General features: G+C 56.3%; 17 protein-coding genes and 3 pseudogenes. 9 read left to right on the top strand and 11 right to left on the bottom strand.

The features are described from left to right. Positions 1-22 precede the first annotated feature (22 nt). The gene (gene msrA / locus ACIQYF_RS01475) at positions 23-670 is read left to right on the top strand and encodes a peptide-methionine (S)-S-oxide reductase MsrA (protein ID WP_402855787.1); all 648 of its coding nucleotides are present in this window, start codon (positions 23-25) and stop codon (positions 668-670) included. A gap of 109 nt (positions 671-779) precedes the next feature. Here msrA and ACIQYF_RS01470 read toward each other — a convergent pair whose 3' ends face one another. From ACIQYF_RS01470 to putP, 3 genes are all read right to left on the bottom strand, one after another. After that, complete coding sequence (locus tag ACIQYF_RS01470) at positions 780-1,616, bottom strand: 23S rRNA (adenine(2030)-N(6))-methyltransferase RlmJ (RefSeq protein WP_402855784.1); 837 nt, start codon at positions 1,614-1,616, stop codon at positions 780-782. Positions 1,617-1,704: 88 nt separating this feature from the next. Next, a complete protein-coding gene (locus ACIQYF_RS01465; RefSeq protein WP_402855781.1) occupies positions 1,705-2,046 on the bottom strand; it encodes a hypothetical protein in 342 nt (113 codons plus the stop codon). 239 nt (positions 2,047-2,285) lie between these two features. Beyond that, on the bottom strand, positions 2,286-3,773 hold the full coding sequence (gene putP, locus ACIQYF_RS01460) for a sodium/proline symporter PutP (protein WP_402855778.1): 1,488 nt from the start codon (positions 3,771-3,773) through the stop codon (positions 2,286-2,288). A gap of 459 nt (positions 3,774-4,232) precedes the next feature. On the opposite strand from putP, the gene putA reads away from it, so the two are divergent. Further along, positions 4,233-8,186, top strand: a complete 3,954-nt coding sequence (gene putA / locus ACIQYF_RS01455; protein WP_402855775.1) for a trifunctional transcriptional regulator/proline dehydrogenase/L-glutamate gamma-semialdehyde dehydrogenase — start codon at positions 4,233-4,235, stop codon at positions 8,184-8,186. Between the two features lie 107 nt (positions 8,187-8,293). Here the strand turns inward: putA and ACIQYF_RS01450 are convergent, their stop codons facing one another. Beyond that, positions 8,294-8,911, bottom strand: a complete 618-nt coding sequence (locus ACIQYF_RS01450) for a hypothetical protein (RefSeq protein ID WP_402855772.1) — start codon at positions 8,909-8,911, stop codon at positions 8,294-8,296. Positions 8,912-8,979: 68 nt separating this feature from the next. Continuing rightward, the gene (locus ACIQYF_RS01445) at positions 8,980-9,531 is read right to left on the bottom strand and encodes a hypothetical protein (RefSeq protein ID WP_402855769.1); all 552 of its coding nucleotides are present in this window, start codon (positions 9,529-9,531) and stop codon (positions 8,980-8,982) included. Positions 9,532-9,767: 236 nt separating this feature from the next. On the opposite strand from ACIQYF_RS01445, the gene ACIQYF_RS01440 reads away from it, so the two are divergent. The 3 genes from ACIQYF_RS01440 (at position 9,768) to selO (ending at position 16,475) form a co-directional block, all read left to right on the top strand. Continuing rightward, positions 9,768-11,510, top strand: a complete 1,743-nt coding sequence (locus ACIQYF_RS01440; protein ID WP_402855766.1) for a potassium/proton antiporter — start codon at positions 9,768-9,770, stop codon at positions 11,508-11,510. A 36-nt stretch (positions 11,511-11,546) separates the two neighbouring features. Continuing rightward, entirely contained in the window at positions 11,547-14,873 is a 3,327-nt protein-coding gene (mscK, locus tag ACIQYF_RS01435; protein ID WP_402855764.1) for a mechanosensitive channel MscK, read from the top strand. A gap of 138 nt (positions 14,874-15,011) precedes the next feature. Further along, positions 15,012-16,475: a protein adenylyltransferase SelO gene (gene selO, locus ACIQYF_RS01430; RefSeq protein WP_402855762.1), complete on the top strand. Its 1,464-nt coding sequence runs from the start codon at positions 15,012-15,014 to the stop codon at positions 16,473-16,475. Positions 16,476-17,065: 590 nt separating this feature from the next. Here the strand turns inward: selO and ACIQYF_RS01425 are convergent. The 4 genes and pseudogenes from ACIQYF_RS01425 to ACIQYF_RS01410 form a co-directional block, all read right to left on the bottom strand. Beyond that, positions 17,066-17,497, bottom strand: a complete 432-nt coding sequence (locus ACIQYF_RS01425; RefSeq protein WP_402855759.1) for a hypothetical protein — start codon at positions 17,495-17,497, stop codon at positions 17,066-17,068. 3 nt (positions 17,498-17,500) lie between these two features. Continuing rightward, a complete protein-coding gene (locus tag ACIQYF_RS01420; protein WP_402855756.1) occupies positions 17,501-17,884 on the bottom strand; it encodes a hypothetical protein in 384 nt (127 codons plus the stop codon). Positions 17,885-18,078: 194 nt separating this feature from the next. Next, entirely contained in the window at positions 18,079-18,342 is a 264-nt protein-coding gene (locus ACIQYF_RS01415) for a hypothetical protein (protein WP_402856205.1), read from the bottom strand. Continuing rightward, positions 18,240-18,752 (bottom strand): annotated as a pseudogene (locus tag ACIQYF_RS01410) (hypothetical protein). Before ACIQYF_RS01410 ends, ACIQYF_RS01415 begins: the two are co-directional and overlap by 103 nt. Before the next feature lie 259 nt (positions 18,753-19,011). On the opposite strand from ACIQYF_RS01410, the gene ACIQYF_RS01405 reads away from it, so the two are divergent. Continuing rightward, a complete protein-coding gene (locus ACIQYF_RS01405; RefSeq protein ID WP_402855753.1) occupies positions 19,012-19,575 on the top strand; it encodes a hypothetical protein in 564 nt (187 codons plus the stop codon). 97 nt (positions 19,576-19,672) lie between these two features. Here ACIQYF_RS01405 and ACIQYF_RS01400 read toward each other — a convergent pair. Beyond that, a pseudogene (locus ACIQYF_RS01400) lies at positions 19,673-19,963 on the bottom strand (IS30 family transposase); the annotation flags it as partial. 26 nt (positions 19,964-19,989) lie between these two features. Between ACIQYF_RS01400 and ACIQYF_RS01395 the strand changes: the two are divergent. The 3 genes and pseudogenes from ACIQYF_RS01395 to trxC all read left to right on the top strand — a co-directional run. Further along, positions 19,990-20,199 (top strand): annotated as a pseudogene (locus ACIQYF_RS01395) (IS630 family transposase); the annotation flags it as partial. Between the two features lie 367 nt (positions 20,200-20,566). Further along, positions 20,567-22,363 (top strand): SLC13 family permease, encoded by a 1,797-nt coding sequence (locus tag ACIQYF_RS01390; protein ID WP_402855750.1) that lies wholly within the window; start codon positions 20,567-20,569, stop codon positions 22,361-22,363. 167 nt (positions 22,364-22,530) lie between these two features. Then, on the top strand, positions 22,531-22,971 hold the full coding sequence (trxC, locus tag ACIQYF_RS01385; RefSeq protein ID WP_402855748.1) for a thioredoxin TrxC: 441 nt from the start codon (positions 22,531-22,533) through the stop codon (positions 22,969-22,971). On the opposite strand, the gene ACIQYF_RS01380 is transcribed toward trxC, so the two are convergent. After that, positions 22,968-23,741 carry a ParA family protein gene (locus ACIQYF_RS01380; RefSeq protein ID WP_402855745.1) on the bottom strand — a complete coding sequence of 258 codons (774 nt, stop codon included), beginning with the start codon at positions 23,739-23,741 and terminating at the stop codon, positions 22,968-22,970. The genes trxC and ACIQYF_RS01380 overlap by 4 nt on opposite strands. Positions 23,742-23,753 lie beyond the last annotated feature (12 nt).

Raw genomic sequence — 23,753 nt, 5'->3', positions numbered from 1 at the left:
CCTGACTGAGAGGACTCGAAACATGGTCTTGCGCTCGGACATCCTGGTGAACAAAAACGTGCTACCTACTCCAGAACAAGCCCTGCCGGGGCGTGAAACGCCGATGCAACTCCCGCAAACCCACTTCGTCAACGGCAACCCTCTGCTGGGCCCGTTTGTGGACGACGTCGGTTTTGCGATATTTGGCCTGGGCTGCTTCTGGGGCGCAGAGCGCAAATTCTGGCAGCGCGATGGCGTGGTCAGCACGGTCGTGGGTTACGCTGGCGGTTTTACCCCCAACCCGACTTATGAAGAAGTCTGCTCGGGCCTGACGGGTCATGCCGAAGTGGTACTGGTGGTGTACGACCAGGCCAAAGTCAAATACGAAGACCTGCTGAAAATGTTCTGGGAACTGCACAACCCGACCCAGGGCATGCGCCAGGGCAACGACATCGGCTCGCAGTACCGTTCAGTGATTTACTGCACAACGCCAGAGCAGCTGGCAGCAGCCAAGGCCAGCGCTGAAGTATTTCAGGCGGAACTGAACAAGGCAGGTTTGGGCACCATCACCACCGAAATCGAAGAGGCACCGACGGTGTATTTCGCTGAGGCATATCACCAGCAGTACCTGGCGAAAAACCCCCAGGGCTACTGCGGCATCGGCGGCACAGGCGTGACCTGCCCTATTTGATGAAAGGCATCGACTGTAGTCGCTGACGAGGCAAGAAGGCTGCGAAAAGGACCCAAGGCCCTTCATATGCAGCCCATCGCAGCCTTCGTACCTCGTCAGCGACTACGGCTTATTCAGCTATTAACCATTCCATCTGCCAGCCACCCTGGGTTTGGCCCAGTTTTTTGGCCAGCCATGGCAGCAGGTCGCGCAGTTCATCCTCCAGACCCCACGGCGGGTTGGCAATGGCAAGGCCCGAGCCGTTCAGGCTGTTTGGAGTGTCCAGCGGGTGCACGAACAATTCAACTTGCAGCAATTTCGGCGCACCAGAACCTGCCAGGTCTTGGTAGAAACGCCGTAGTTGACGCTTGTCTTTGATCGGGTACCAAATCGCAACAACGGTCTGGCGCATGCGGCTGATGGCGTCTTTCAACGATTCGGCGCAGCGCTTCATCTCGTCGAGCTTTTCAAACGGCGGGTCGATGAGCATCAAGCCACGTTTTTCGGCCACGGGCAGCAGCGCCCGCGGTACGTGCCAGCCCTCCCCCAAATGCACCGCCACCCGACGATCACCTTTCATGTTGTCTTTGAGCATCACGCCGTCTTCGGGGTGTTTTTCATTCAACAACACGCGGTCTTGCGAACGGGTCAGACGCCGCGCCAGTTCAGGCGAGCCTGGGTAGTAGCGCAACTGGCCATCCGGGTTCATCTTGTGCAGCACTTGCATGTAGTCCGCCGTCATCGCAGGCAGGTCTTTTTGACCCCACAACCGCGCGATGCCTTCCAGGTACTCGCCCGTGCGATTGGCTTGATCGCCTTGAAGGTCGTACAAACCAATCCCGGCATGGGTATCGAGGTAAGCAAATGGCTGCTCTTTGCGCGACATCAAGGCAATGAGGCGGGTCAAGACGATATGTTTGAGAACGTCGGCGTGGTTGCCGGCGTGGAAGGCGTGACGATAGTTCATGGTTGCTCCTGCGCAGGGGGCGAAGTTTACCTTGTGCAGCGAATAACGTCAGGGGTAAAGCCTCGCTCCGCGCCAAGCGGTGTTTTGATCAAATCGCCCGAGGCTCAAGCACCAGGTTATGTACGCTCGTCGCCGTATCCATCCAGTCAATGGAGAATTTCTCGCTGGCTTCGGCAATCAGTACCTGCTTGTCGAGCACTTGCACATGGAATCGGCAGACATCAACCGGACTCTTCCATTCGTCTTCATCCAGATGAAAGGCAAATGTCCAAGGCGTCGGAATGGCGTAATAACCACGCGTTTCAAGCAACAGCCGTTCGGTGCCTCCCGGGGTGAGTGCATACAAAGAGATGGTCCACACATAACCGCTTTGCAGCGAAAACGGCAGGTCACGAGGGGAAATATTTCCGAGGAATATCTTTTTTCGCATTTTAACTTTCCTTGGTTAATGCGCTCAAAACCGAGCACTCAACCAAGGCTAATACGTCTTCGGCAGGCCATTAACGCTTCAGAAGAACCCGCACAACAAATGAGAAACATCAGTTTTAAACGGTTAAACAATCCGACTCATGCTGCTCTTTTCAAGTTGCCCACCAATAAAAACGGCCCGCCTCCAAAGGAGACGGGCCGTTTTTCATCACGGTTTGATTGAGCCGTGGCTCAAGACACTCAGTGATTCAGCTTGAAGTCTTTCTCGGCAGCGTCGAAACGCTCGATCATCTTCTTGCTTGGGCCTTGACCCATGCTGCTGACCACTAGAATGGCGATGCTGGCGAAGATGAAGCCCGGAATGATTTCGTACAACCCCAACAGGTTGAAGTGCTTCCAGACGATCACGGTCACAGCGCCGACCAGAATACCGGCCAATGCGCCATTGCGGGTCATGCCTTTCCACATGACCGAGATCAGTACCACAGGACCGAACGCAGCGCCGAAACCTGCCCAGGCGTAGCTCACCAAGCCCAGCACACGGTTATCGGGGTTGGCCGCCAGCGCGATAGCAATCAGCGCAACTACCAGCACCATGGCGCGACCGACCCATACCAATTCGACCTGGGATGCATTTTTGCGCAGGAAGGATTTGTAGAAGTCTTCGGTCAGGGCGCTGGAGCACACCAGCAACTGGCAGCTCAAGGTGCTCATCACGGCCGCCAGAATGGCCGACAGCAATACACCGGCAACCCATGGATTGAACAGCAACTTGGCCAGTTCGATGAACACACGCTCAGGGTTTTCAGTTACCGGACCTGCCACTTCCGGGTGTGCCGAGAAATAAGCGATACCGAAGAAGCCCACAGCGACCGTACCGGCCAGGCACAGGATCATCCACGTCATGGAGATACGACGCGCCTTGGCAATCGACTTCACCGAATCGGCAGCCATGAAGCGCGCCAGAATGTGTGGCTGGCCAAAGTAGCCCAAGCCCCAGCCCATCAGCGAAATGATGCCGATGAAGGAGGTGCCTTTGAGCATGTCGAAGTTGCTTGGGTCCTTGGCTTCGATGGCCAGGAAGGTGGTGTCAACGCCACCGGTGGCCAGCAGCACGATGATCGGCGTGAGGATCAACGCGAAAATCATCAAGGTAGCTTGAACGGTGTCCGTCCAGCTCACCGCCAGGAAACCGCCGATAAAGGTGTAAGCGATGGTCGCCGCAGCGCCTGCCCACAGCGCCGATTCGTACGACATACCAAAGGTGCTTTCAAACAAGCGAGCACCGGCAACGATGCCAGAGGCACAGTAGATGGTGAAGAACACCAGAATGACGATCGCCGAGATGATCCGCAGCAGCCCGCTTTTGTCTTCAAAACGGCTGGAGAAGTAATCCGGCAGGGTCAGCGCATCGCCGTTGTGCTCGGTCTGCACCCGCAGGCGCCCCGCCACAAACAGCCAGTTCAGGTAGGCACCGGCCACCAGCCCGATGGCAATCCAGCTTTCCGACAAACCGGACATATAGATTGCCCCCGGCAAGCCCATCAACAACCAGCCGCTCATGTCGGATGCGCCGGCGGACAAAGCGGTTACCACGCTGCCCAGGCTGCGACCACCGAGAATATAGTCAGAAAGGTTATTGGTGGAGCGATAGGCCATAAGACCGATCAGCACCATTGCCGCGATATAGATCACGAACGTGATCAGCGTTGGGTTACTTACACTCATTGCATTAAGCCCTGGCATTGTTTTTATGTTTAGCGGCGGTCTGGCCGTACGCTCACAAACGTCCTGTCTGAGACGATTTACCTGCCCGCGCATTTATGACTGATGTTTCCCCAGGAAATACACCAGCAGATCAACCTGTTGTTTAGGCGGTTGCACCTTAGCCGCGAATGCTATGCAACAAAGCAAATAAGGTGCAACCAATTTCTGTCACACCAGTTGCACCTTGTCGCCTTTTCGTCTTAATCAACGGTTTTTGCTCTTTTTCGGAGCAAAAACAAAGCAAGACTCACTAAAAAGCACCAAGCCAGCGCATTCATTTGCACCCGCAGGAGAAATCCTGACGAAGCGTCGATCAATTCGCAAAAAAACGGGTTGCACTAGGTTGCACCTCTCATTGCGCGGAGCTAATCTTGCCGTCAGCTGCTGCCGCGCACATGTGGCACCCATGAGGATAAAAATATGGCTACCACCACCCTTGGGGTCAAACTTGATGACCCAACCCGCGAACGCCTCAAGGCCGCCGCGACCTCGATTGATCGCACGCCACACTGGCTGATCAAGCAGGCAATCTTCAATTACCTGGAAAAACTCGAGGGTGGTGCAACCCTGACCGAGTTGAGCGGCATCACTGGTAGCACCAGCGATGACGCCGACGATGCAAATACCGATCACGCTCATCAGTGCTTCCTGGAATTTGCTGAAAGCATCCTGCCGCAGTCGGTACTGCGTGCCGCGATCACTTCGGCTTACCGCCGTCCGGAACCTGAAGTGGTGCCGATGCTGCTGGAGCAAGCACGTCTGCCTGCCCCGATGGCCGAAGCCACTCAAACCCTGGCCGCTTCGATTGCCGAAAAACTGCGCAATCAGAAGAGCGCCGGCGGCCGCGCAGGCATCGTTCAAGGCCTGCTGCAAGAATTTTCCCTGTCATCTCAGGAAGGCGTGGCACTGATGTGCCTGGCCGAAGCACTGCTGCGCATCCCGGACAAAGGCACCCGCGACGCGCTGATCCGCGACAAGATCAGCACCGGCAACTGGCACCCGCATTTGGGCAACAGCCCGTCGCTGTTCGTAAACGCTGCGACGTGGGGCCTGTTGCTAACCGGCAAGCTGGTGTCCACGCACAACGAAGCCGGTCTGACCTCCTCCCTGAGCCGCATCATCGGCAAAAGCGGCGAGCCGATGATCCGCAAGGGCGTCGACATGGCCATGCGCCTGATGGGCGAGCAATTTGTAACCGGCGAAACCATCGCCGAAGCCTTGGCCAACGCCACGCGCTTTGAAGCCAAGGGCTTCCGCTATTCCTACGACATGCTCGGTGAAGCCGCACTGACCGAACATGACGCGCAGAAGTACCTGGCCTCGTACGAGCAAGCTATCCACTCGATCGGCAAAGCTTCCAACGGTCGCGGGATTTATGAAGGTCCGGGCATTTCGATCAAGCTGTCGGCCTTGCACCCGCGTTACAGCCGCGCCCAGTACGAGCGCGTGATGGACGAACTGTACCCGCGCCTGCTGTCGCTGACCTTGCTGGCCAAGAAATATGACATCGGCCTCAACATCGACGCCGAAGAAGCCGACCGCCTTGAGCTGTCGCTCGACCTGTTGGAGCGTCTGTGCTTCGAGCCGCAACTGAGCGGCTGGAACGGCATCGGTTTCGTGATTCAGGCGTACCAGAAGCGTTGCCCGTACGTGATCGACTACGTGATCGATCTGGCCCGTCGCAGCCGCCACCGCCTGATGATCCGCCTGGTGAAAGGCGCGTACTGGGACAGCGAAATCAAGCGCGCCCAAGTTGAAGGCCTGGAAGGCTACCCGGTCTACACCCGCAAGGTGTACACCGATGTTTCATACATTGCTTGCGCGAAAAAGCTGCTGGCCGTGCCAGAAGCAATCTACCCGCAGTTCGCCACGCACAACGCCCATACCTTGTCGGCCATCTACCACCTCGCCGGTCAGAACTACTACCCTGGCCAGTACGAGTTCCAGTGCCTGCACGGCATGGGCGAACCTCTGTACGAGCAAGTTGTGGGCAAGATTTCCGAGGGCAAGCTGAACCGTCCGTGCCGCGTGTACGCCCCGGTCGGCACTCATGAAACACTGCTGGCTTATCTGGTACGTCGCCTGCTGGAAAACGGCGCGAACACCTCGTTTGTGAACCGCATCGCTGACCACACGATCTCGATCCACCAGTTGGTGGCCGACCCTGTGAGCCAGATCGAGCAGATGGCGACGGCCGAAGGCGGCTTCGGCTTGCCGCACCCGCGCATCCCATTGCCACGCGATCTATATGGCAGCGAACGCGCCAACTCCAGCGGCATCGACATGGCCAACGAACACCGTCTGGCGTCATTGTCCTGCGCCCTGCTGGCCACTGCTCACAACGACTGGAAGGCTGCGCCGATGCTAGGGTGCGCGTCCAGCACCCAAGTCCCGGCTGCCGTGCTCAACCCGGCCGATCTGCGCGACGTGGTGGGTTATGTGCAAGAAGCCACTGTTGAAGATGCCGATAACGCCATTCAGTGCGCGCTGAACGTCGCACCGATCTGGCAGGCCACTCCGCCCGCCGAGCGGGCCGCCATTCTAGAGCGCGCGGCTGACCTGATGGAAGCCGAGATCCAGCCACTGATGGGCCTGCTGGCTCGCGAAGCAGGCAAGACCTTCGCCAACGCCATCGCTGAAGTGCGCGAGGCCGTAGACTTCCTGCGTTACTACGCGGTGCAGGCACGCAACGACCTGACCAACGATGCCCACCGCCCACTGGGCCCGGTGGTCTGCATCAGCCCATGGAACTTCCCGCTGGCGATTTTCAGCGGTCAAGTCGCTGCCGCGCTGGCCGCCGGCAACCCGGTACTGGCCAAACCGGCTGAACAAACCCCGCTGGTCGCCGCACAAGCCGTGCGCATCCTGCTGGAAGCCGGTATCCCGGAAGGCGTGCTGCAATTGCTGCCGGGACGCGGCGAAACCGTGGGCGCACGTCTGGTCGGCGACGATCGGGTCAAAGGCGTGATGTTCACGGGCTCCACCGAAGTCGCTCGCCTGCTGCAACGCAACATCGCCGGACGCCTGGACGCCCAAGGCCGTCCAATCCCGCTGATCGCCGAAACAGGCGGCCAAAACGCGATGATCGTCGACTCCTCGGCCCTGACCGAACAAGTGGTCATCGACGTGGTGTCTTCGGCCTTCGACAGTGCAGGCCAGCGTTGCTCGGCACTGCGCGTACTCTGCCTGCAGGAAGATTCGGCAGACCGCGTCATCGAAATGCTCAAAGGTGCCATGGCCGAATCGCGCATGGGCAACCCTGAACGTCTGAGCGTAGACATTGGTCCGGTGATTGACGCCGAAGCCAAGGCCGGGATCGAGCAGCACATCCAGGGCATGCGCGACAAAGGCCGCAGCGTTTATCAAATGGCGATTGCCGACATTGACGAATGCAAGCGTGGCACCTTCGTCATGCCGACCCTGATTGAACTGGAAAGCTTCAGCGAGCTGGAGCGTGAAATCTTCGGCCCAGTGCTGCACGTGGTGCGCTACAAGCGTAAAGACATCGACCAGTTGATCGCACAGATCAATGCCTCGGGTTACGGCCTGACGCTGGGCGTTCATACCCGCATTGACGAAACCATCGCCAAAGTGGTGAACACCGTCAACGCCGGTAACGTTTACGTCAACCGCAACATCGTCGGTGCCGTGGTTGGTGTACAGCCGTTCGGGGGCGAAGGTTTGTCGGGCACAGGCCCGAAAGCCGGTGGCCCGCTGTACCTGTTCCGCCTGCTGTCGACCCGACCAAGCGATGCCATCGAGCAGTCGTTCGCCAAAGTCGACGCCATCAGCGTGCCAGACACCCAAGCCCGCGAAGCCCTGAGCGCACCGCTCAAGGCTCTGCAAGCCTGGGCGCAAAGCAACCAGCAAGCGGCGCTGGCCGAGCTGTGCAACGAATTCGCTGCCCACTCGCAAAGCGGCATAACCCGTCTGCTGAACGGCCCGACAGGCGAGCGCAACAGCTACGCCATCCTGCCGCGCGAACACGTGCTGTGCCTGGCGGACACTGAAAGCGACCTGCTGACCCAACTGGCTGCCGTACTGGCCGTGGGCAGCTCGGCGGTACTGCCAGACAGCGAACTGGCCAAAGCCCTGTTTGCTCGCCTGCCAAAAGACGTTCAGGCACGCATCAAGCTGGTGGCTGACTGGACCAAAGACGATGTGATCTTCGACGCCGTCCTGCACCACGGCGACAGCGACCAACTGCGCAGTGTGTGCCAGCAAGTGGCCAAACGCGCAGGCGCCATTGTGGGTGTACAAGGCCTGTCACAGGGCGAAACCAATATTGCTCTGGAACGTCTGGTGATCGAGCGCGCATTGAGCGTCAACACTGCGGCTGCTGGCGGTAACGCCAGTCTGATGACGATTGGCTGATGGTTTAGCCGAAACACAAAAACCGGGCTCCTGTGAGGGTGCCCGGTTTTTTTGTGGGTTAAAAAACGGTCATGCTTATTAAAAAAAACTGGCCGAAGGATTCAAGCCTATTGCGCAAGCAACAGGCACACGCCTAAAAACCATAGCAACCATACAAGTGCCCCCAAAACAATCCATACGACGTTGGTGAGCGAAAAGGCTGAATTGCTTTGCCCTGTGGGGTCTTTTTCTAAAAAATTGACAGCCCGCTGTGCCCCTATCAATAACCCGCCCATCACGGCTAACAGCAGCATGTTGGCCACTGCAAGCCATCCACTCAGCACCGCACTGTCCAGCACGAGCGCAAAGTAAGCGGCAACAGACCCTAGCGTAAAAATCAAAACGGCACGCACGGTGGGGTACCACACATAAATGCGCCCAGACTCGCACAGCGCCTTATCAACTTTCGCGAACAGTGAAAAAATCATGATAACGCCCAGCAATGTGCGTGGCCCCACCCAAACCTTTACGCCAGTGGCCTTTCGATACTGCTTCCAATGCTCAAACAGCCAGACATACAAATACAGGCCCATTGTCATGAAATACAACACCAGGAACTTTTTTATCGAGATCACAAAAAAAGTGTGTTCATGAGCCGCCGGAATCACTTCATCTGGGGCACACACATCATTATTTATATTGGAAGACAGCACATGCCACCCCGACAGCGGATTAAATTTAAACATCCGAACTTCGCGGACAACTCATTTAAACCGTGTACGAACGAGCGTTATCTTTAGGTCTTATCGACCCCTCATCCGGCACAGCCCATAAACACCCGATATTTCACAAGCACCAAAGCCAATACCCCGGCACTCATCCACCCCATGTTCACCCAACTGACTCTACTGTTACCGCAGCCATGTGGATCACTTCCCAGCTGATTGATAGCGCGTTGGGCTCCGAGAAACAAACAGCCCGTACCGACGGTCAAGACGGCATCCACGGCATAAACAAAAGGGATTTCCGATGGCTGGCCAAAGAACGTAAACAGCAGCACAGAGAACATCACCAACAACATAATCAATAAGGCTCTGGTCTCGAGATGCCACTGACAAGGCTCACGCCTCATGTCCAGACCGGTTTGGACTTTGTCAAACAGCTCCAAAATGAAAAAAGGCCAAAGCAGCCCACGCATCACAGGCGTGATGACGGCACCGGTCGCATTTTTATAAGCGGCCCAATTACGGTAGGACCAATAAAACAAGTACCCGCCGCCAGTCAGCAGGTAAAGCATCAAAAATTTACGGATCGCCACGGTGTAGAGGGCGCCGGGGCTCAGGTCAGTCGCAGTAATAGGCTTCATGACTCGTCCATACATAAGCAGAGCCAGGAGTAGACACAATTAGCCCAACAAAAAAATGCAGGTCTGTTCCCTTAACCTCGTAAGAAAAAGCCAATTTACTAGACGCTGATGCCGCACGAGGCGACAGCTACGGCACTAAAAGCTTTTTGACAGCTCGCTAATACCGCAGGTTAGAATCGCTGGCACGCAGCCTGCATGGTTGCGCCCTGTCTTTTAAGTTTTCTGGAGTACGGCCTTTGAATGCAACGACCATCAACAGCCTGTTCTTGATCGGCGCGTTGCTGGTAGGCGCAAGTATTCTGGTCAGTTCCCTCTCTTCTCGCCTGGGCATTCCGATTCTGGTGATCATCCTGGCCGTAGGCATGGCGGCGGGCGTGGATGGCGGCGGGATTATTTTCGATAACTACCCCACCGCTTATCTGGTCGGCAACCTTGCCCTGGCCGTGATATTGCTCGACGGCGGCTTGCGCACGCGGGTCTCCAGTTTCCGGGTGGCATTATGGCCAGCGCTGTCGCTGGCCACGGTCGGGGTAATGATCACCACCGGATTGACCGGCCTGATGGCCGCATGGCTGTTTAACCTCAATCTGATTCAGGGCCTGTTGATCGGCGCCATTGTCGGCTCAACCGATGCCGCTGCGGTGTTCTCGCTGCTGGGCGGCAAAGGCTTGAACGAGCGGGTGTCCGCCAGCCTCGAAATCGAATCGGGCAGCAACGACCCGATGGCGGTGTTTCTCACCGTGACGTTGATCGATATGCTCGCCAGCGGTGAAACCGGCCTGCATGCAAGCTTGCTCCTCGATCTGCTGCGCGAGTTCGGCATCGGTGCCGTAGTAGGCCTGGCCGGCGGCTGGCTGATGCTGCAAATGGTTAACCGGATCAATCTGGCAAACGGACTGTATCCAATTCTGGTAATTGCCGGTGGCCTGGTGGTTTTCGCCCTGACCAACGCTCTTCACGGCAGCGGCTTCCTGGCCGTTTACCTGTGCGGCCTGGTAATCGGCAACAGCCCGATCCGCAGCCGTCACGGCATTTTGCATATGCTCGACGGCATGGCGTGGCTGGCACAGATCGGCATGTTCCTGGTGCTGGGCTTACTGGTCACCCCCCACGACTTGCTGCCCATCGCGGTACCTGCGCTGGTCTTGGCCCTGTGGATGATTCTGTTCGCCCGCCCACTGTCCGTGATGATTGGCCTGCTGCCCTTCAAGGCTTTCCACGGGCGCGAAAAAGCGTTTATTGCGTGGGTTGGCCTGCGCGGCGCGGTCCCCATTATCTTGGCGGTGTTCCCGCTGATGGCCGGCTTGCCGAACGCACAGCTGTACTTCAATCTCGCGTTCTTTATCGTGCTGGTGTCCCTTTTGGTGCAAGGCACCAGCCTGCCTTGGGTCGCCAAGTTGCTCAAGGTCACCGTACCGCCAGACCTCGCGCCCATCTCGCGTGCAGCCCTGGAAGTGCACGCCACCAGTGAGTGGGAGTTATTCGTTTATCGCCTGGACGCACAAAACTGGTGCATCGGTGCAGCCTTGCGTGAACTAAAAATGCCCGAAGGTACGCGCATCGCGGCCTTGTTCCGCGACCAGAAACTGCTCCATCCGTCGGGCAGCACTACCCTCGAAATTGGCGACTTGCTGTGCGTGATCGGTCACGAACACAACTTGCCGGCCCTCGGCAAACTGTTCAGCCAGCCACCCACCCGCGGGCTGGACCTGCGTTTCTTCGGCGACTTTGTACTCGAAGGCGACGCTCAACTGGGGGCAGTATCAGCCCTGTACGGTCTGAAGCTCGATGGCATTGATCCAAACATGCCACTGAGCAGCTTTATTGCGCAGAAAGTAGGTGGCGCGCCCGTGGTTGGCGACCAGGTGGAGTGGAACAACACTATTTGGACCGTGGCCGTGATGGACGGGAACAAGATAGGCAAAGTGGGCGTCAGATTCCCCGAAGGAAGTGCCCCCGGCCCTGGGTTGTTCCTCTAAACTCACCCTTTCTGACCCTTTGCTTGACCGGAATCTATGCCCACTCTGCGCACGTTCTTCGCAACAGTCCTGCTTGGCCTAAGCCTTTGCACTTGCATGGTACAGGCGGCTGATCCGCCCACCGCTGAGGCGGTCCAGCAAAGCCTCGATAAAATCGCTGATCGCAAACTGCCCGACGCCGACCAAAAAGCCTTGCAGGCAGTGCTGGAACAGACCTTGACCCTGTTGGCCAACAAAGCCGATTACGAGCAGCGCCTGAGCGAAGTTAAAGCCCAGCTCAACAACGCGCCACGCCAAACGGCGGATAACCAGCGCGAACTGGCACACCTCAAGGCCAGCAAAGCAGTGCCTGTGGAGCAGCGCTACGCCAGCCTGTCAGTGTCGCAACTGGAACAAATGCTAGCCGAGCGCACCACCGAACAAGGCGAACTGCAAAAGGCCCTGGCCAGCGCCAACAGCCAGAGCATTGCCGCCCAGACCCGACCCGAGCGGGCGCAGGCCGAGATCAGCAACAGCCAAACGCGTATCCAGCAGATCAACAACACCCTTAAGGTGGGCCGCGACAATGGCAAGCTGCTGACTTCTGACCAGCGTAACCAGCTCAATGCCGAAGCCGCCGCGCTTACCGCGCTGATTGCCCTGCGACGTCAGGAACTGGCCGGCAACAGCCAGCTGCAAGACCTGAGCGGCAGCCAGCACGATCTGCTGCTGGAAAAAACCACGCGCCAGGATCAGGAAATCCAAGAGCTGCAAACCCTGATCAACAAAAAGCGTCTGGCCCAGTCTCAGCAGACCGTGACAGAACAATCAATCGAGGCGCAAAAGTCAGGCAGCAGCAGCCTGCTGGCGACCGAAAGCGCGATCAACCTCAAGCTCTCCGACTACTTGTTGCGCAGCACCGACCGCCTCAACGAAGTCACCCAGCAAAACCTCGAAACCAAGCAGCAACTGGACAACGTCACCCAGAGCGATCAGGCGCTGGATGAACAAATCAGCGTCCTGCGGGGCAGTTTGCTGCTGTCCAAAATTCTCTATCAGCAGAAGCAAGCGCTGCCGCGCCTGCAAAAGATGGACAAGAACCTGGCGGATGAAATCGCTGATATTCGCCTGTATCAGTTTGAGATTAACCAACAGCGCGAACAGATCAGCAACCCGACCACCTACGTTGACAACCTGCTGGCCACCCAGCCGCCCGATCAAGTTACGCCGCAACTGCGTAAAACCCTACTTGAACTGGTCAACACCCGCAGCGACCTGCTGGATCGTCTGAACCGTGAGTTAAGTTCACTGCTCAACGAATCAATCACCCTGCAACTGAACCAAAAGCAACTGCTCAGCACCGCCCAAAACCTGCGCGCGACGCTGGACGAGCAGATGTTCTGGATTCCGAGCAACAAACCGCTGGACTACGAATGGCTGGAAACCGCTCCGCGCCACCTCATGCAACAAATCGTCACCCTACCGTGGGGTTCCAGCGTCACTGAGCTGGCAGAAGGGCTGATCCAACGGCCGCTGTTGTTTTTGCCGTTTGTGCTGGTGGTGGTAGCCCTGCTGTGGAAGCGCAAGTACCTGTACGGCAAGTTGAACAAAATCCATCAGGACATTGGTCACTTCAAGCGCGACAGCCAATGGCACACGCCGCTGGCGATTCTGATCAACATCTTGCTGGCCATGCCGGTGTCATTGGCGCTGGCCCTGTGCGGGTATGCCTTGCAAACCGATGCCCGAGGCATGAACGCCAACACCGGGGCAGCACTGGTGCAAATAGCCGAAGCCTGGCTGGTGTTCTACACCGCCTACCGGATTCTGGCGCCGGGCGGCGTGGCTGAACTGCATTTCCGCTGGGAAAAACCACTGGTCGAATTCCTGCAGAACTGGATTCGAAAACTGGGCTTAGTGGTCCTGGCACTGGTGGCCGTGGTCGCCTTCGCCGAGCAACAACCCGCGGCACTGGCAGACGACGTAATGGGCATCCTCGTGGTGCTGACCTGTTATGCCGCCATGGCCTGGCTGCTGTGTCGCCTGCTGCTCAACGACCAAACCGAGAAAAAAGCCCACCGCGTGCGCAAACTGCTCGGCTTCGCATTCGCCCTGCTACCCCTGGCGCTGTTTGTGGCGGTGTGTTTCGGCTATTACTACACCGCACTCAAACTCAGCGACCGCTTAATCAACACCCTTTACCTGCTGATGCTATGGATGGTGGTTGAAGCAGCCTTTGTGCGCGGCCTCGCGGTGGCGGCACGGCGTCTTGCCTATGCTCGCGCACTGGCCAAACGCCAGGCCGCCAAGGAAGCAGGTGAAGGCAACGACGCCATCATTGAAGAGCCGACACTGGACATCGAACAGGTCAACCAGCAGTCGCTGCGCCTGATTCGCCTGGCCTTGCTAGCGGCCTTTATCGGGGTGCTGTATTGGGTATGGGCCGACTTGATCTCGGTATTCTCCTACCTCGACAACATCACCCTGTACGAATACACCAGCGGCACCGGCGCCAACATGAGCATGGTGCCGATCAGCATAGGCGACGTGATCGGCGCACTGGTCATCATCGTCATCAGTATTGCGCTGGCGCGCAACCTGCCCGGTCTGCTTGAGGTGCTGGTGTTGTCACGGCTCGACCTGGGCCAGGGCAGCGCCTACGCCACCACCACCTTACTGACCTACGTGATCATCGGCGTTGGCTTTGTCTCCACCCTCTCGACGCTGGGCGTGAGCTGGGACAAGTTGCAGTGGCTGGTAGCCGCACTGTCGGTGGGCCTGGGCTTCGGGATGCAGGAAATCTTCGCTAACTTTATCTCCGGCATCATGATCCTGTTCGAACGTCCGGTACGGATTGGCGACACCATCACCATCGGTAACCTGTCGGGCACCGTGAGCAAGATCCGCATCCGTGCGACCACCATCACCGACTTCGACCGCAAAGACATCATTGTCCCCAACAAAACCTTCATCACCGGGCAACTGATCAACTGGTCGCTGACCGACACCATTACCCGTGTAACCCTCAAACTGGGCGTCGACTACGGCTCCGACCTGGACCTGGTCAAGCAGTTGCTGCTCAAAGCCGCGCAAGAAAACCCACGCGTGCTCAAAGACCCCGAGCCGCATGTGTACTTCCTCAGCTTCGGCGCAAGCACCCTGGACCACGAACTGCGCATGCACGTACGAGACTTGGGCGACCGTAACCCGGTGGTCGACGAAGTGAACCGCTTTATCAACCGCGAGTTCAAGAACCACCACATCAACATCTCGTTCCAGCAGATGGAGGTGTACCTCAAGAACACCTCTAACCAGGAATACAAGCTGGTACCCGTTGACCTGCCGACGCCTGCGCAAAAGCCCCAACCAGGCAAAACCGACTAGAAAATCTGGTGCCGCTGCCACAGGCTGCGATGGGCTGCGTAGCGGCCCCGCTAAAGGCGAAGGTCCTACGGCCCTTATCGCAGCCTGCGCCAGCGGCTACAGGTTGGCGGCCCACACACTTTTTGCTGGAGACGGCCATTGAAAGCCCTCGACGAACTGACCTTCGACAACCGCTTTGCCCGACTGGGTGACGCGTTCTCAACCCACGTGTTGCCCGACCCTCTCGACGCACCACGACTGGTGGTCGCCAGCGATGCTGCAATGGCCCTGCTCGACCTCGACCCCGCTGTGGCGCACGACCCGGTATTTGCCAAACTGTTCGGCGGCCACACCTTGTGGGCCGACGCCGAGCCTCGCGCCATGGTCTATTCCGGCCACCAGTTCGGCTCTTACAACCCACAACTGGGGGACGGTCGTGGCTTGTTGCTGGGCGAGGTTTACAACCAAGCGGGTGAGCATTGGGACTTACACCTTAAAGGCGCCGGCATGACGCCCTACTCGCGCATGGGCGATGGCCGCGCCGTGCTGCGCTCATCCATCCGCGAGTTCCTGGCCAGCGAAGCCCTGCATGCACTGGGCATCCCCAGCAGCCGCGCCCTGTGCGTGATCGGCTCCGACACCCCGGTGTGGCGCGAAAAACAGGAACGCGGCGCCATGGTGCTGCGCCTGGCGCATAGCCATATCCGTTTTGGGCACTTTGAATACTTCTACTACACCAAGCGCCCGGAGCAGCAAAAGCAACTGGGCGAACACGTACTGGCCCTGCACTACCCGCACTGCCTGGAACAACCCGAGCCATACCTGGCAATGTTCCGCGAAATCGTTGAGCGCAACGCAGAACTGATCGCCAAATGGCAGGCGTACGGCTTTTGCCATGGCGTGATGAACACCGACAACATGTCGATTCTGGGCATCACCTTCGACTTTGGCCCGTTCGCCTTTCTCGACGACTTCGACGCCCACTTCATCTGCAACCACTCCGACCACGAAGGCCGCTACTCCTTCAGCAACCAAGTGCCCATTGGTCAGTGGAACCTCAGCGCACTGGCCCAGGCCCTGACACCGTTTATCAGCGTCGAAGCCCTTCGCGAGACCTTGGGGTTGTTCTTGCCGCTGTACCAGGCGCACTACATGGACCTGATGCGCCGTCGCCTGGGCCTGACCACGGCCGAAGAAGGTGATCAAAAACTGATCGAAGACCTGCTGCAACGCATGCAGGGAAGCGCCATCGACTACACCTTGTTCTTTCGCCGCCTGGGCGACCAACCGGCAGAGCAAGCGCTCGCTCGGCTGCGCGACGAGTTTGTCGACCTCAAGGGCTTTGACGACTGGTCGAGTCAATACATTGCCCGAGTGGCGCGCGAAGGCGAGAGCGATCAAAGCCAGCGTCGCGAACGCATGCACGCGGTCAACCCGCTGTACCTCCTGCGCAACTATTTGGCGCAAAAGGCCATTGATGCGGCAGAGGCCGGGGATTACACCGAGGTTCGGCGGTTGCACCAAGTACTGACCCAACCGTTTACTGAGCAGCCGGGGATGGAAAGCTATGCCGAACGGCCACCGGAATGGGGCAAGCATTTGGAGATTAGTTGTTCGTCGTGAAGGAACATACGCCGAACCTGTAGGAGCGAGACTGCGTGGCGATCTTTTGACGATCAAGAGATCGCGAGGCAGGCTCCTGCAATTATTCAATCGATACAAGCGCGGTCCAAAACAATCGTTTAAAGCCGCCACTGCCGTCGATACCGACGCTTTGTCTCCGGTTGCTTAAGTTTTTTTAGACACACATAAACTTCAGGTTCGTTCTTCTCATTTGACTTTATGAATAGATACATAAAAAAACCAAACAACACTATCGAAAAACTGAGGAGCCCCGCCCCATAAAAAAACTTAAGTAACACGCAGAGCGGGACCAGGAAAACAGACAGACCGAACCTGAGCAGATGCCGAACGACCATACGATTGAATGTCGCTTTCAAGTCGGCCCGTGTCTGTTCTTCGATGTCCAGGGCCGTGTTACAACGAATACATTTCAAAGGCCCTTGATGGATAAGTCTTTCTACGTTTTCATGCGTCAAGCCCAATGTACCCTTGCAGGTATCACACACAAAACGCCCAAATTTAAATAGCGGAGAAACTTCATATTCATCGGGATAGTATTTTTGATCCATCCTGCCCATTCCCTCTTTTCATCACTGAACAGCGCTCTGCGATACCACGCGTTCTATCTCACGCTCAAGGTAAATAGGCTCTTCAATGACGGGCGTATTCTGGTTTAACGCAAATGAGATTAAAACCCCGACACTGGTCATCACAACGGAGATTTGAGTATTAAAAAACAGGGCAACAATGAAAGAGACTGAAAACCACACTATCGCAAATGGAATAAGAAATTTTCCGCTGCTGCTCAGGCTATCGTGAACCTTGCTCAAACACTGTTGATCATAAGCCCCAGCGTTAACAGCCACGTTACATAGGGGGCAGCGAACAGACTTATCATTCGCCAACAAAATAGAATCTTCGATGCTTAGGCTGACAGGCTCACCACAGGGTCTGCATATAAACTCAGCATAGCTAAATGGCAGTGTCTCTTGCGCCGGTTCTTGATCTAGGTGTTGAGTCATGATTCAGCTCAGCTCTTCTGGAGTTTCAGGTTTTAAGTCAAGTTGCACAAATGAAATGTCCTTCAATGCAGGCACTGCTGTGGCCAACACTACAATGGTCACAAAAAAACCAACAAAGCCCATCTCTGGGCCCCACTGCAACGCCACCAGCATGTTGAGCAAAGGCAGCCCGATTGTTAAAAAAGCAAACACCCAGATTCTTCGTCTATTTTTGCTCTTGACCGCGACCAACTTGGCCACGTCATGCTCTTTAAATACCAGGCGCTGCGAGCACAGTAGGCACTCAACCGAACCGCACGCCATAAAGGCATCTACCTGTTCAATCGTTAATTCGAAATTATTTTTACACTGCATGCAGCGAAAATTGACTTCCTGAGACATTGTCATTAACAACTCCTTTAGGGTTACGAGCCCAATCATTCGCCACTTGAGCGTCGATAACCAAGTGTGTGCGTACCTTCTATCGAAGGGTGAGAGAGGCTTTAAATAAGACGCGTAGGAGAATAGATGGATAGCAAGTGAAGTAATGTCAGCTATCAGCTAAACGTACGTAAGATTCTTCGCTTATCTATCGAGACTTTTTAATAACGTCCCTCGGGAGGGTCTGAAATAGCCGGGTGTTCTCCGGCAATTACGCCGTCAGTACTTTTCAAAAAATAATAGGCGTCGAAATCTTTTCCACTCTCGTCATTTTTTTCTCTTTTCTTTGCTGCAAAGCGCTTCGCAGCAACCATTGCCTGTATTACACCCGCACTTCTCCTGCATTCACCAACAAATATCGGCGTACCATCCACAGGTTCGACAGGGCAAATAACGTTACCCTCTGCGCGTTGTTGTTGGCCCAACCTCGAAAGCACACTTTTTCATCACCAGACTGGCGGTTATCACCCGAAACAGGTGTTTACCTTGGCGCGAACCAGAGCTTTCGCCTTCTCGATCTTGCGGATCGCGTTTGCCGTCTTTGTTCTTGGTCGAAATCGGCGCATGAATCAGCGTGGCATCGACGATGGTGGCTTGACGCCAAGACACGCCACGGTCACCCAGATAGTCATTGATCACGCTCACAACCCTGATCGCCAAGACATGCTTTTCCAGTAGACGGCGCAAATTGAGAATAATGAGGCTCGATTTGGGCGATTAAGCCCTTCCAGGGCACCACCTGATCCACCTCGATCAGGTTCAATTCCTTGCGCGTCTGCTTGCGCTTGCCGGCGTACTCGGCATCGGCGACGGATGTCCGGAGATTTTGCCAAATCAGGAGATCTTTTTTAGAGACTCCCTAAATGGGTGCCCGTTTCATTAGACCACTTTCGTTTTACCAGATCATTTGTCAGATATTTCTGCAAAGGTGCGAGGCTATTTAGTTTGCTGGTTTATTGACTTGTTATTTACAGTTCTTGAATTAGTCTTTGGTTGTAGTTACTGACATGGCGACTTATTCGTTTGGGTGACTAGCGCTCTTTAGGTTAGTAACTATTTAATCAAGCGGCAAAATCATTTCAACGGAGAAACATATGAACGAAATAAATGATAATCCAGTAGTGTTTAGCAATAACTCTTTCGGCGGCGATGACAATGAGTGGGAAGTTCTCAACGAGAATGGAGAGTGGGTGGATATCTTTACCGAAAATTTAAATGCGAGTGAAAGTGAGGAGCTACGACGGGGCTTTTCCCATAAATCTAGGCCTGCACGTAGAAAACCAACGGGTGGCGGAGGTCATACTGGCGGAGGGGCTGGCAGGGTGCTGAGTGCTGTCGCTAAAGAAGTGCTGAGAGGCCTAGTAGAGCCTGTCGCTACAGGTTTGATCATTGATGCGATTACTGGCGATGAGCGATTGGATCATCCTGCGGGCAGCAAACCGAACAATGATGGTACGACTACTTATCCAGACGGCTCGATAGCTCGTAAAGACAACACTATTGTGCACCCCGACAAGGCTGTCTCTTCCCCTGATGGTTTAAAAGCATATGCCGATGGCCGTGTATTTAATAAGATTACTGGCGTGATGAAATATCCAGATGGCATTGAAATTCAAGGCGTGAAGAATGGCAGCAACTGGACTTTTCCTAACGTTTAATATTTCTGCTCTATTTTGGAAGGCGGGCGTGTTAGTGGTTTAAACATGTCCGATGGATGGAGTGAGTAAGTGGCTTGCTAATTTTAAGGGCCGGCGGTTACAGAAGCTGAGTACAACACGGTTTTTGAATTGAAGCCGGGGCAGTGTGATGCACCCTATTACTTCAGCAATGACTTCAATCGGACATTTAAAACCGAATCGCTTACGAGGGCGTAATACTCATTTGATAAGAGATGGTATCCAGTGCTTCCTGGCTGTGGCCCGACAGGTCCGTGCTCTTGGGCAGATCTTGGCGAATCAGACTGTTGATATTTTCGTTACTACCGCGCTGCCAAGGGCTGTGCGGGTCACAGAAATAGATCGCAACCCCAGTTTTTTTTGAGTTCTCGGGGTCTGAAGTCCAACGGAACGAAAACGTACGCTAAGGCCTCCTGGCTGAATTTGGTCGAGCGATCTTTCTCAACGTTGAGCGAGAAGTGGAGCACGCGACAGGCACACGTCAGTGTCAAAGATCTTGAGGCTTTGATCGAGCAGTACTTGGAGACCTACCACCAGAACCCGAAACCGTTCCGGTGGCACAAGAAAGCCGAGGACATTCTCGCCTCAATCGCTCGTGCAGCATGAGCGTTGGGTGCGAGATTTTTTTGAGGGTATTTCTGAAACACCCCACCAGGGTCTGTTCCCGTTTCATTGCAAGCCGCGTCGCAGGGCGGCGTTACTCGAAGCTTATTGGGAAGAACCAAACTACGCTTCTCGCGCCTTGCCCTGCACCACGTGGGCTTTCGTCGCGGCTGCAATGAAACGGGAACAGACCCTAGTGTTTGTGAATCCCGCTTTGCATGAGCCATTCACACCCTGCATAACCAAATCGCATAACGACCTGCCCAAAGAGTCTTAGACGAACCCACCCTCGCTCACTATCGTGACGCCCGCGCGCAGGCTCTGGCTTGCCCGATACCTCATACGAGATTCGTCGCTCTAAGGAATACCCATGTCCTGGGACTCGCTGCCCCTGTTGTTTGTTGCCGCTTTATTGGTGTGGTTGTTGGTGTCTTTTGTACGCGAGAAATGGAGCGCCGATGTGGTGGCCGCGATTGCGGTCGCAGCGTTGCTGGTGACGCAGATCCTCACGCCACACGAGGTGTTGAGTGTGCTCAGCAACTCGGCCCCCGCTACGATTGCCTGCATGTTTGTGTTGTCCGCCGCGCTGGAACGCACGGGCTGTATTGATGCACTGGGCAATTGGCTGGGTAATCTGGTGGGCGATAAGCCGATGCGAGTGCTCGGCGGGTTAATGATTACCGCGTTGGTGATTTCGGCTTTTTTGAACAATACCCCGGTCGTGGCGATTTTGACCCCCGTGGCGATTGCGCTGGCCAAGCGCGCTCACAGTTCGCCCTCTAAATTGCTGATCCCCCTGTCTTACGCCACGGTGCTGGGCGGGATGCTGACGATGATTGGCACTTCGACCAACATTCTGGTGGACGGCGTGGCGCGAAAAGCCGGGCTGGCGCCGTTCGGCATGTTCGAGATCACGCAGGCCGGGTTGATGTTTGCCGCCGTGGGTTTTGTGTATTTGATGCTGTTCAGCAATCGCTTGCTGCCCGATCGCGACAGTCTGTCCAAGCAACTGCGCCCGAATCTGGCGCGCACGTTTATGAGTGAGTTGCTGGTGCCGCACGATTCGCCGGTGATCGGCAAAACGCTGGCCGAAGCCAATCTAAACGGCGGCAGCGGCTTGCAAGTGCTGAAGATCTTTCGCGATGAGCAAGAACTCACCAGCCCCGACTCCCACACACAACTGCGCAGCGGCGACCGGCTGGTGTTGCACGGGCAAGTACAAGACGTGGTCGAGCTGCGCGAAAGCGGCGTGCTGACGTTCAACCGGAGCGACGCGTTCGAGACCATCAGCAACCATGACGTGATTCTGGCCGAAGCCATCGTGGGCCGAAACTCGCGCTACAGCCACCGGCCCATGCGCGACCTCGACCTGACGGCACGTTATGGCATCGCGGTGCTGGCCGTGCATCGCCAGGACGAGAACATTCAAGGCAACCTCGACGACCTGCATTTACAGTTTGGCGATGTGATTCTGGTAGAAGGCACGCCCTCACAAATTCGCCGTTTCGCCGAAAATGGAGACCTGATCAGCCTCAATACGGTGTTGGAGCGCGCCTATCGCCGCGACAAGGCGCCGATTGCGGTTATCGCCACCCTGGCAGTCATGCTGCTCGCGGCGTTTGAAGTCATGCCTATCGAAGGCCTGGCACTGATTGCCGCCGTGGTCGTGGTGGCCACTCGCTGCCTGGATGTACAGGACGCCTACAAAGCCGTGGACTGGAAAATCCTCAGCCTGATTTTCGGCATGTTGGCCATTAGCATCGCGATGGACAAAGTCGGGCTGATAACGCTGGTGGTCAACCACACCATGACGGCCATCCCGAATGCCGGGCCATTATTAATGCTGGGGTTTATCTATTTACTGACCAGCATCCTCACCGAAGTGCTGTCCAACAATGCCGTGGCGGTGTTGCTGACGCCGATAGCGATTGGCGTGGCCCAGCAACTGGGCGTCGACCCACGGCCGTTCGTGGTCGCGGTCATGTTCGCCGCCAGCGCCAGCTTTGCCACCCCTATTGGCTATCAAACCAATACATTCGTGTATAACGCAGGCGGCTACAAATTCAGCGACTTTGTGCGCATCGGCATCCCGCTCAATGTGCTGATGCTGATTGTGGCCATGTTCGTGATCCCATGGATCTGGCCGCTGACACCAGTGGCGGGGTGAGGGATTGTCTGCTGAACTGCACTGCACCTAATTCCCCTGTGGGCGCGGACTTGCTCGCGATAGCACCGACGCGGCTTTGCTGATTGACCGCGGCGCCTGTATCGCGAGCACGCCCGCCCCCACAGGTAGGCGTTGTTCATGCGCCCTACATTTTCGGAGTGACTCCCATGACCGACCCGCTGCTTATCCCCTGCCCCCACTGCAACGGCCTTAACCGCATCCCCGCCGCACGCGTGGGCGAGCACCCAAAATGCGGACGCTGCAAAAATGCGGTACTGATCGCCAAACCCTTCGACTTGAAGCAAACCGACTACGCCAGCCAGATCAAAGGCGATCTGCCGCTGCTGGTGGATGTGTGGGCTCAATGGTGTGGACCATGCCTGGCGTTTGCCCCGGTGTTTGAGCAAGCGGCCAGCCAACTGGTCGGCGTGTGCCGCATGGCCAAGCTCGACAGCGAAGCCAATCAGCACCTGGCCACGCAACTGGGGATTCGCTCAATCCCCAGCCTGATCCTCTACAAAAACGGCCAGGAAGTCGCTCGTCAAAGCGGCGCCTTCCCGTTGCAGCAACTCAAGGCCTGGCTGCAAAGCCACGGCGTGCGTGCTTAGGCGTTTTGATCCAGGAAATCGTGCAGCTCTACAAATTGTTGGGTCAGCTTGTGCCGTGGGTCGAAATACACCAACGGCTGGCTGGCCTGATGCGATTCGCGCATTTTCACGGAACTGCTGAGGTAAACCGGTAGCACCGGCAAGCCTTCGGCGATCAACTCATCGAGCATTTGCTGCGGCAGACTGGCACGCGCCTGAAACTGGTTAACCACAATGCCTTCGACCAGCAACTCTTCGTTGTGGTCATCTTTGAGCTCTTCGATTTCGGCCATCAGGCCGTACAGCGCCTGGCGCGAAAAACTGTCGCAATCGAAGGGGATAAGCACACGATCACAGGCGATCAGCGCCGATACTGCGTAAAAATTCAACGCAGGAGGGGTGTCGATATAGATGCGGTCGTAGTCTTCGGCCAACTCATCCAGCAACTTCTTCAGCTTGTTGATCTTGTGCTTGGCTTCGAGCTTGGGCTGCAAATCAGCCAGCTCGGCGGTGGCCGTGATGATGTGCAGGTTTTCGAAAGGCGTTTCGTAAATATCGACCCGATTCTTCTTCGAACCCACACTGGCCGACAGGCTGTGCTTGAAGAACTCGGCAATCCCCATCGGGATATCGTCACCCGTCAACCCGGTGAGGTACTGAGTCGAGTTGGCCTGGGCATCCAGATCCACCAACAACGTTCGGTAACCCTCGCTGGCACTGACGGCCGCCAGGTTACAAGCGATGCTGGACTTGCCCACACCACCTTTTTGGTTGAACACCACGCGACGCATTTCAAAACCTCC

Source organism: Pseudomonas sp. NPDC096917, assembly GCF_044762555.1.
Classification (GTDB): domain Bacteria; phylum Pseudomonadota; class Gammaproteobacteria; order Pseudomonadales; family Pseudomonadaceae; genus Aquipseudomonas.
The sequence above is the reverse complement of the archived record's forward strand: the minus strand, read 5'-3'. Positions and strand labels throughout refer to the sequence as shown.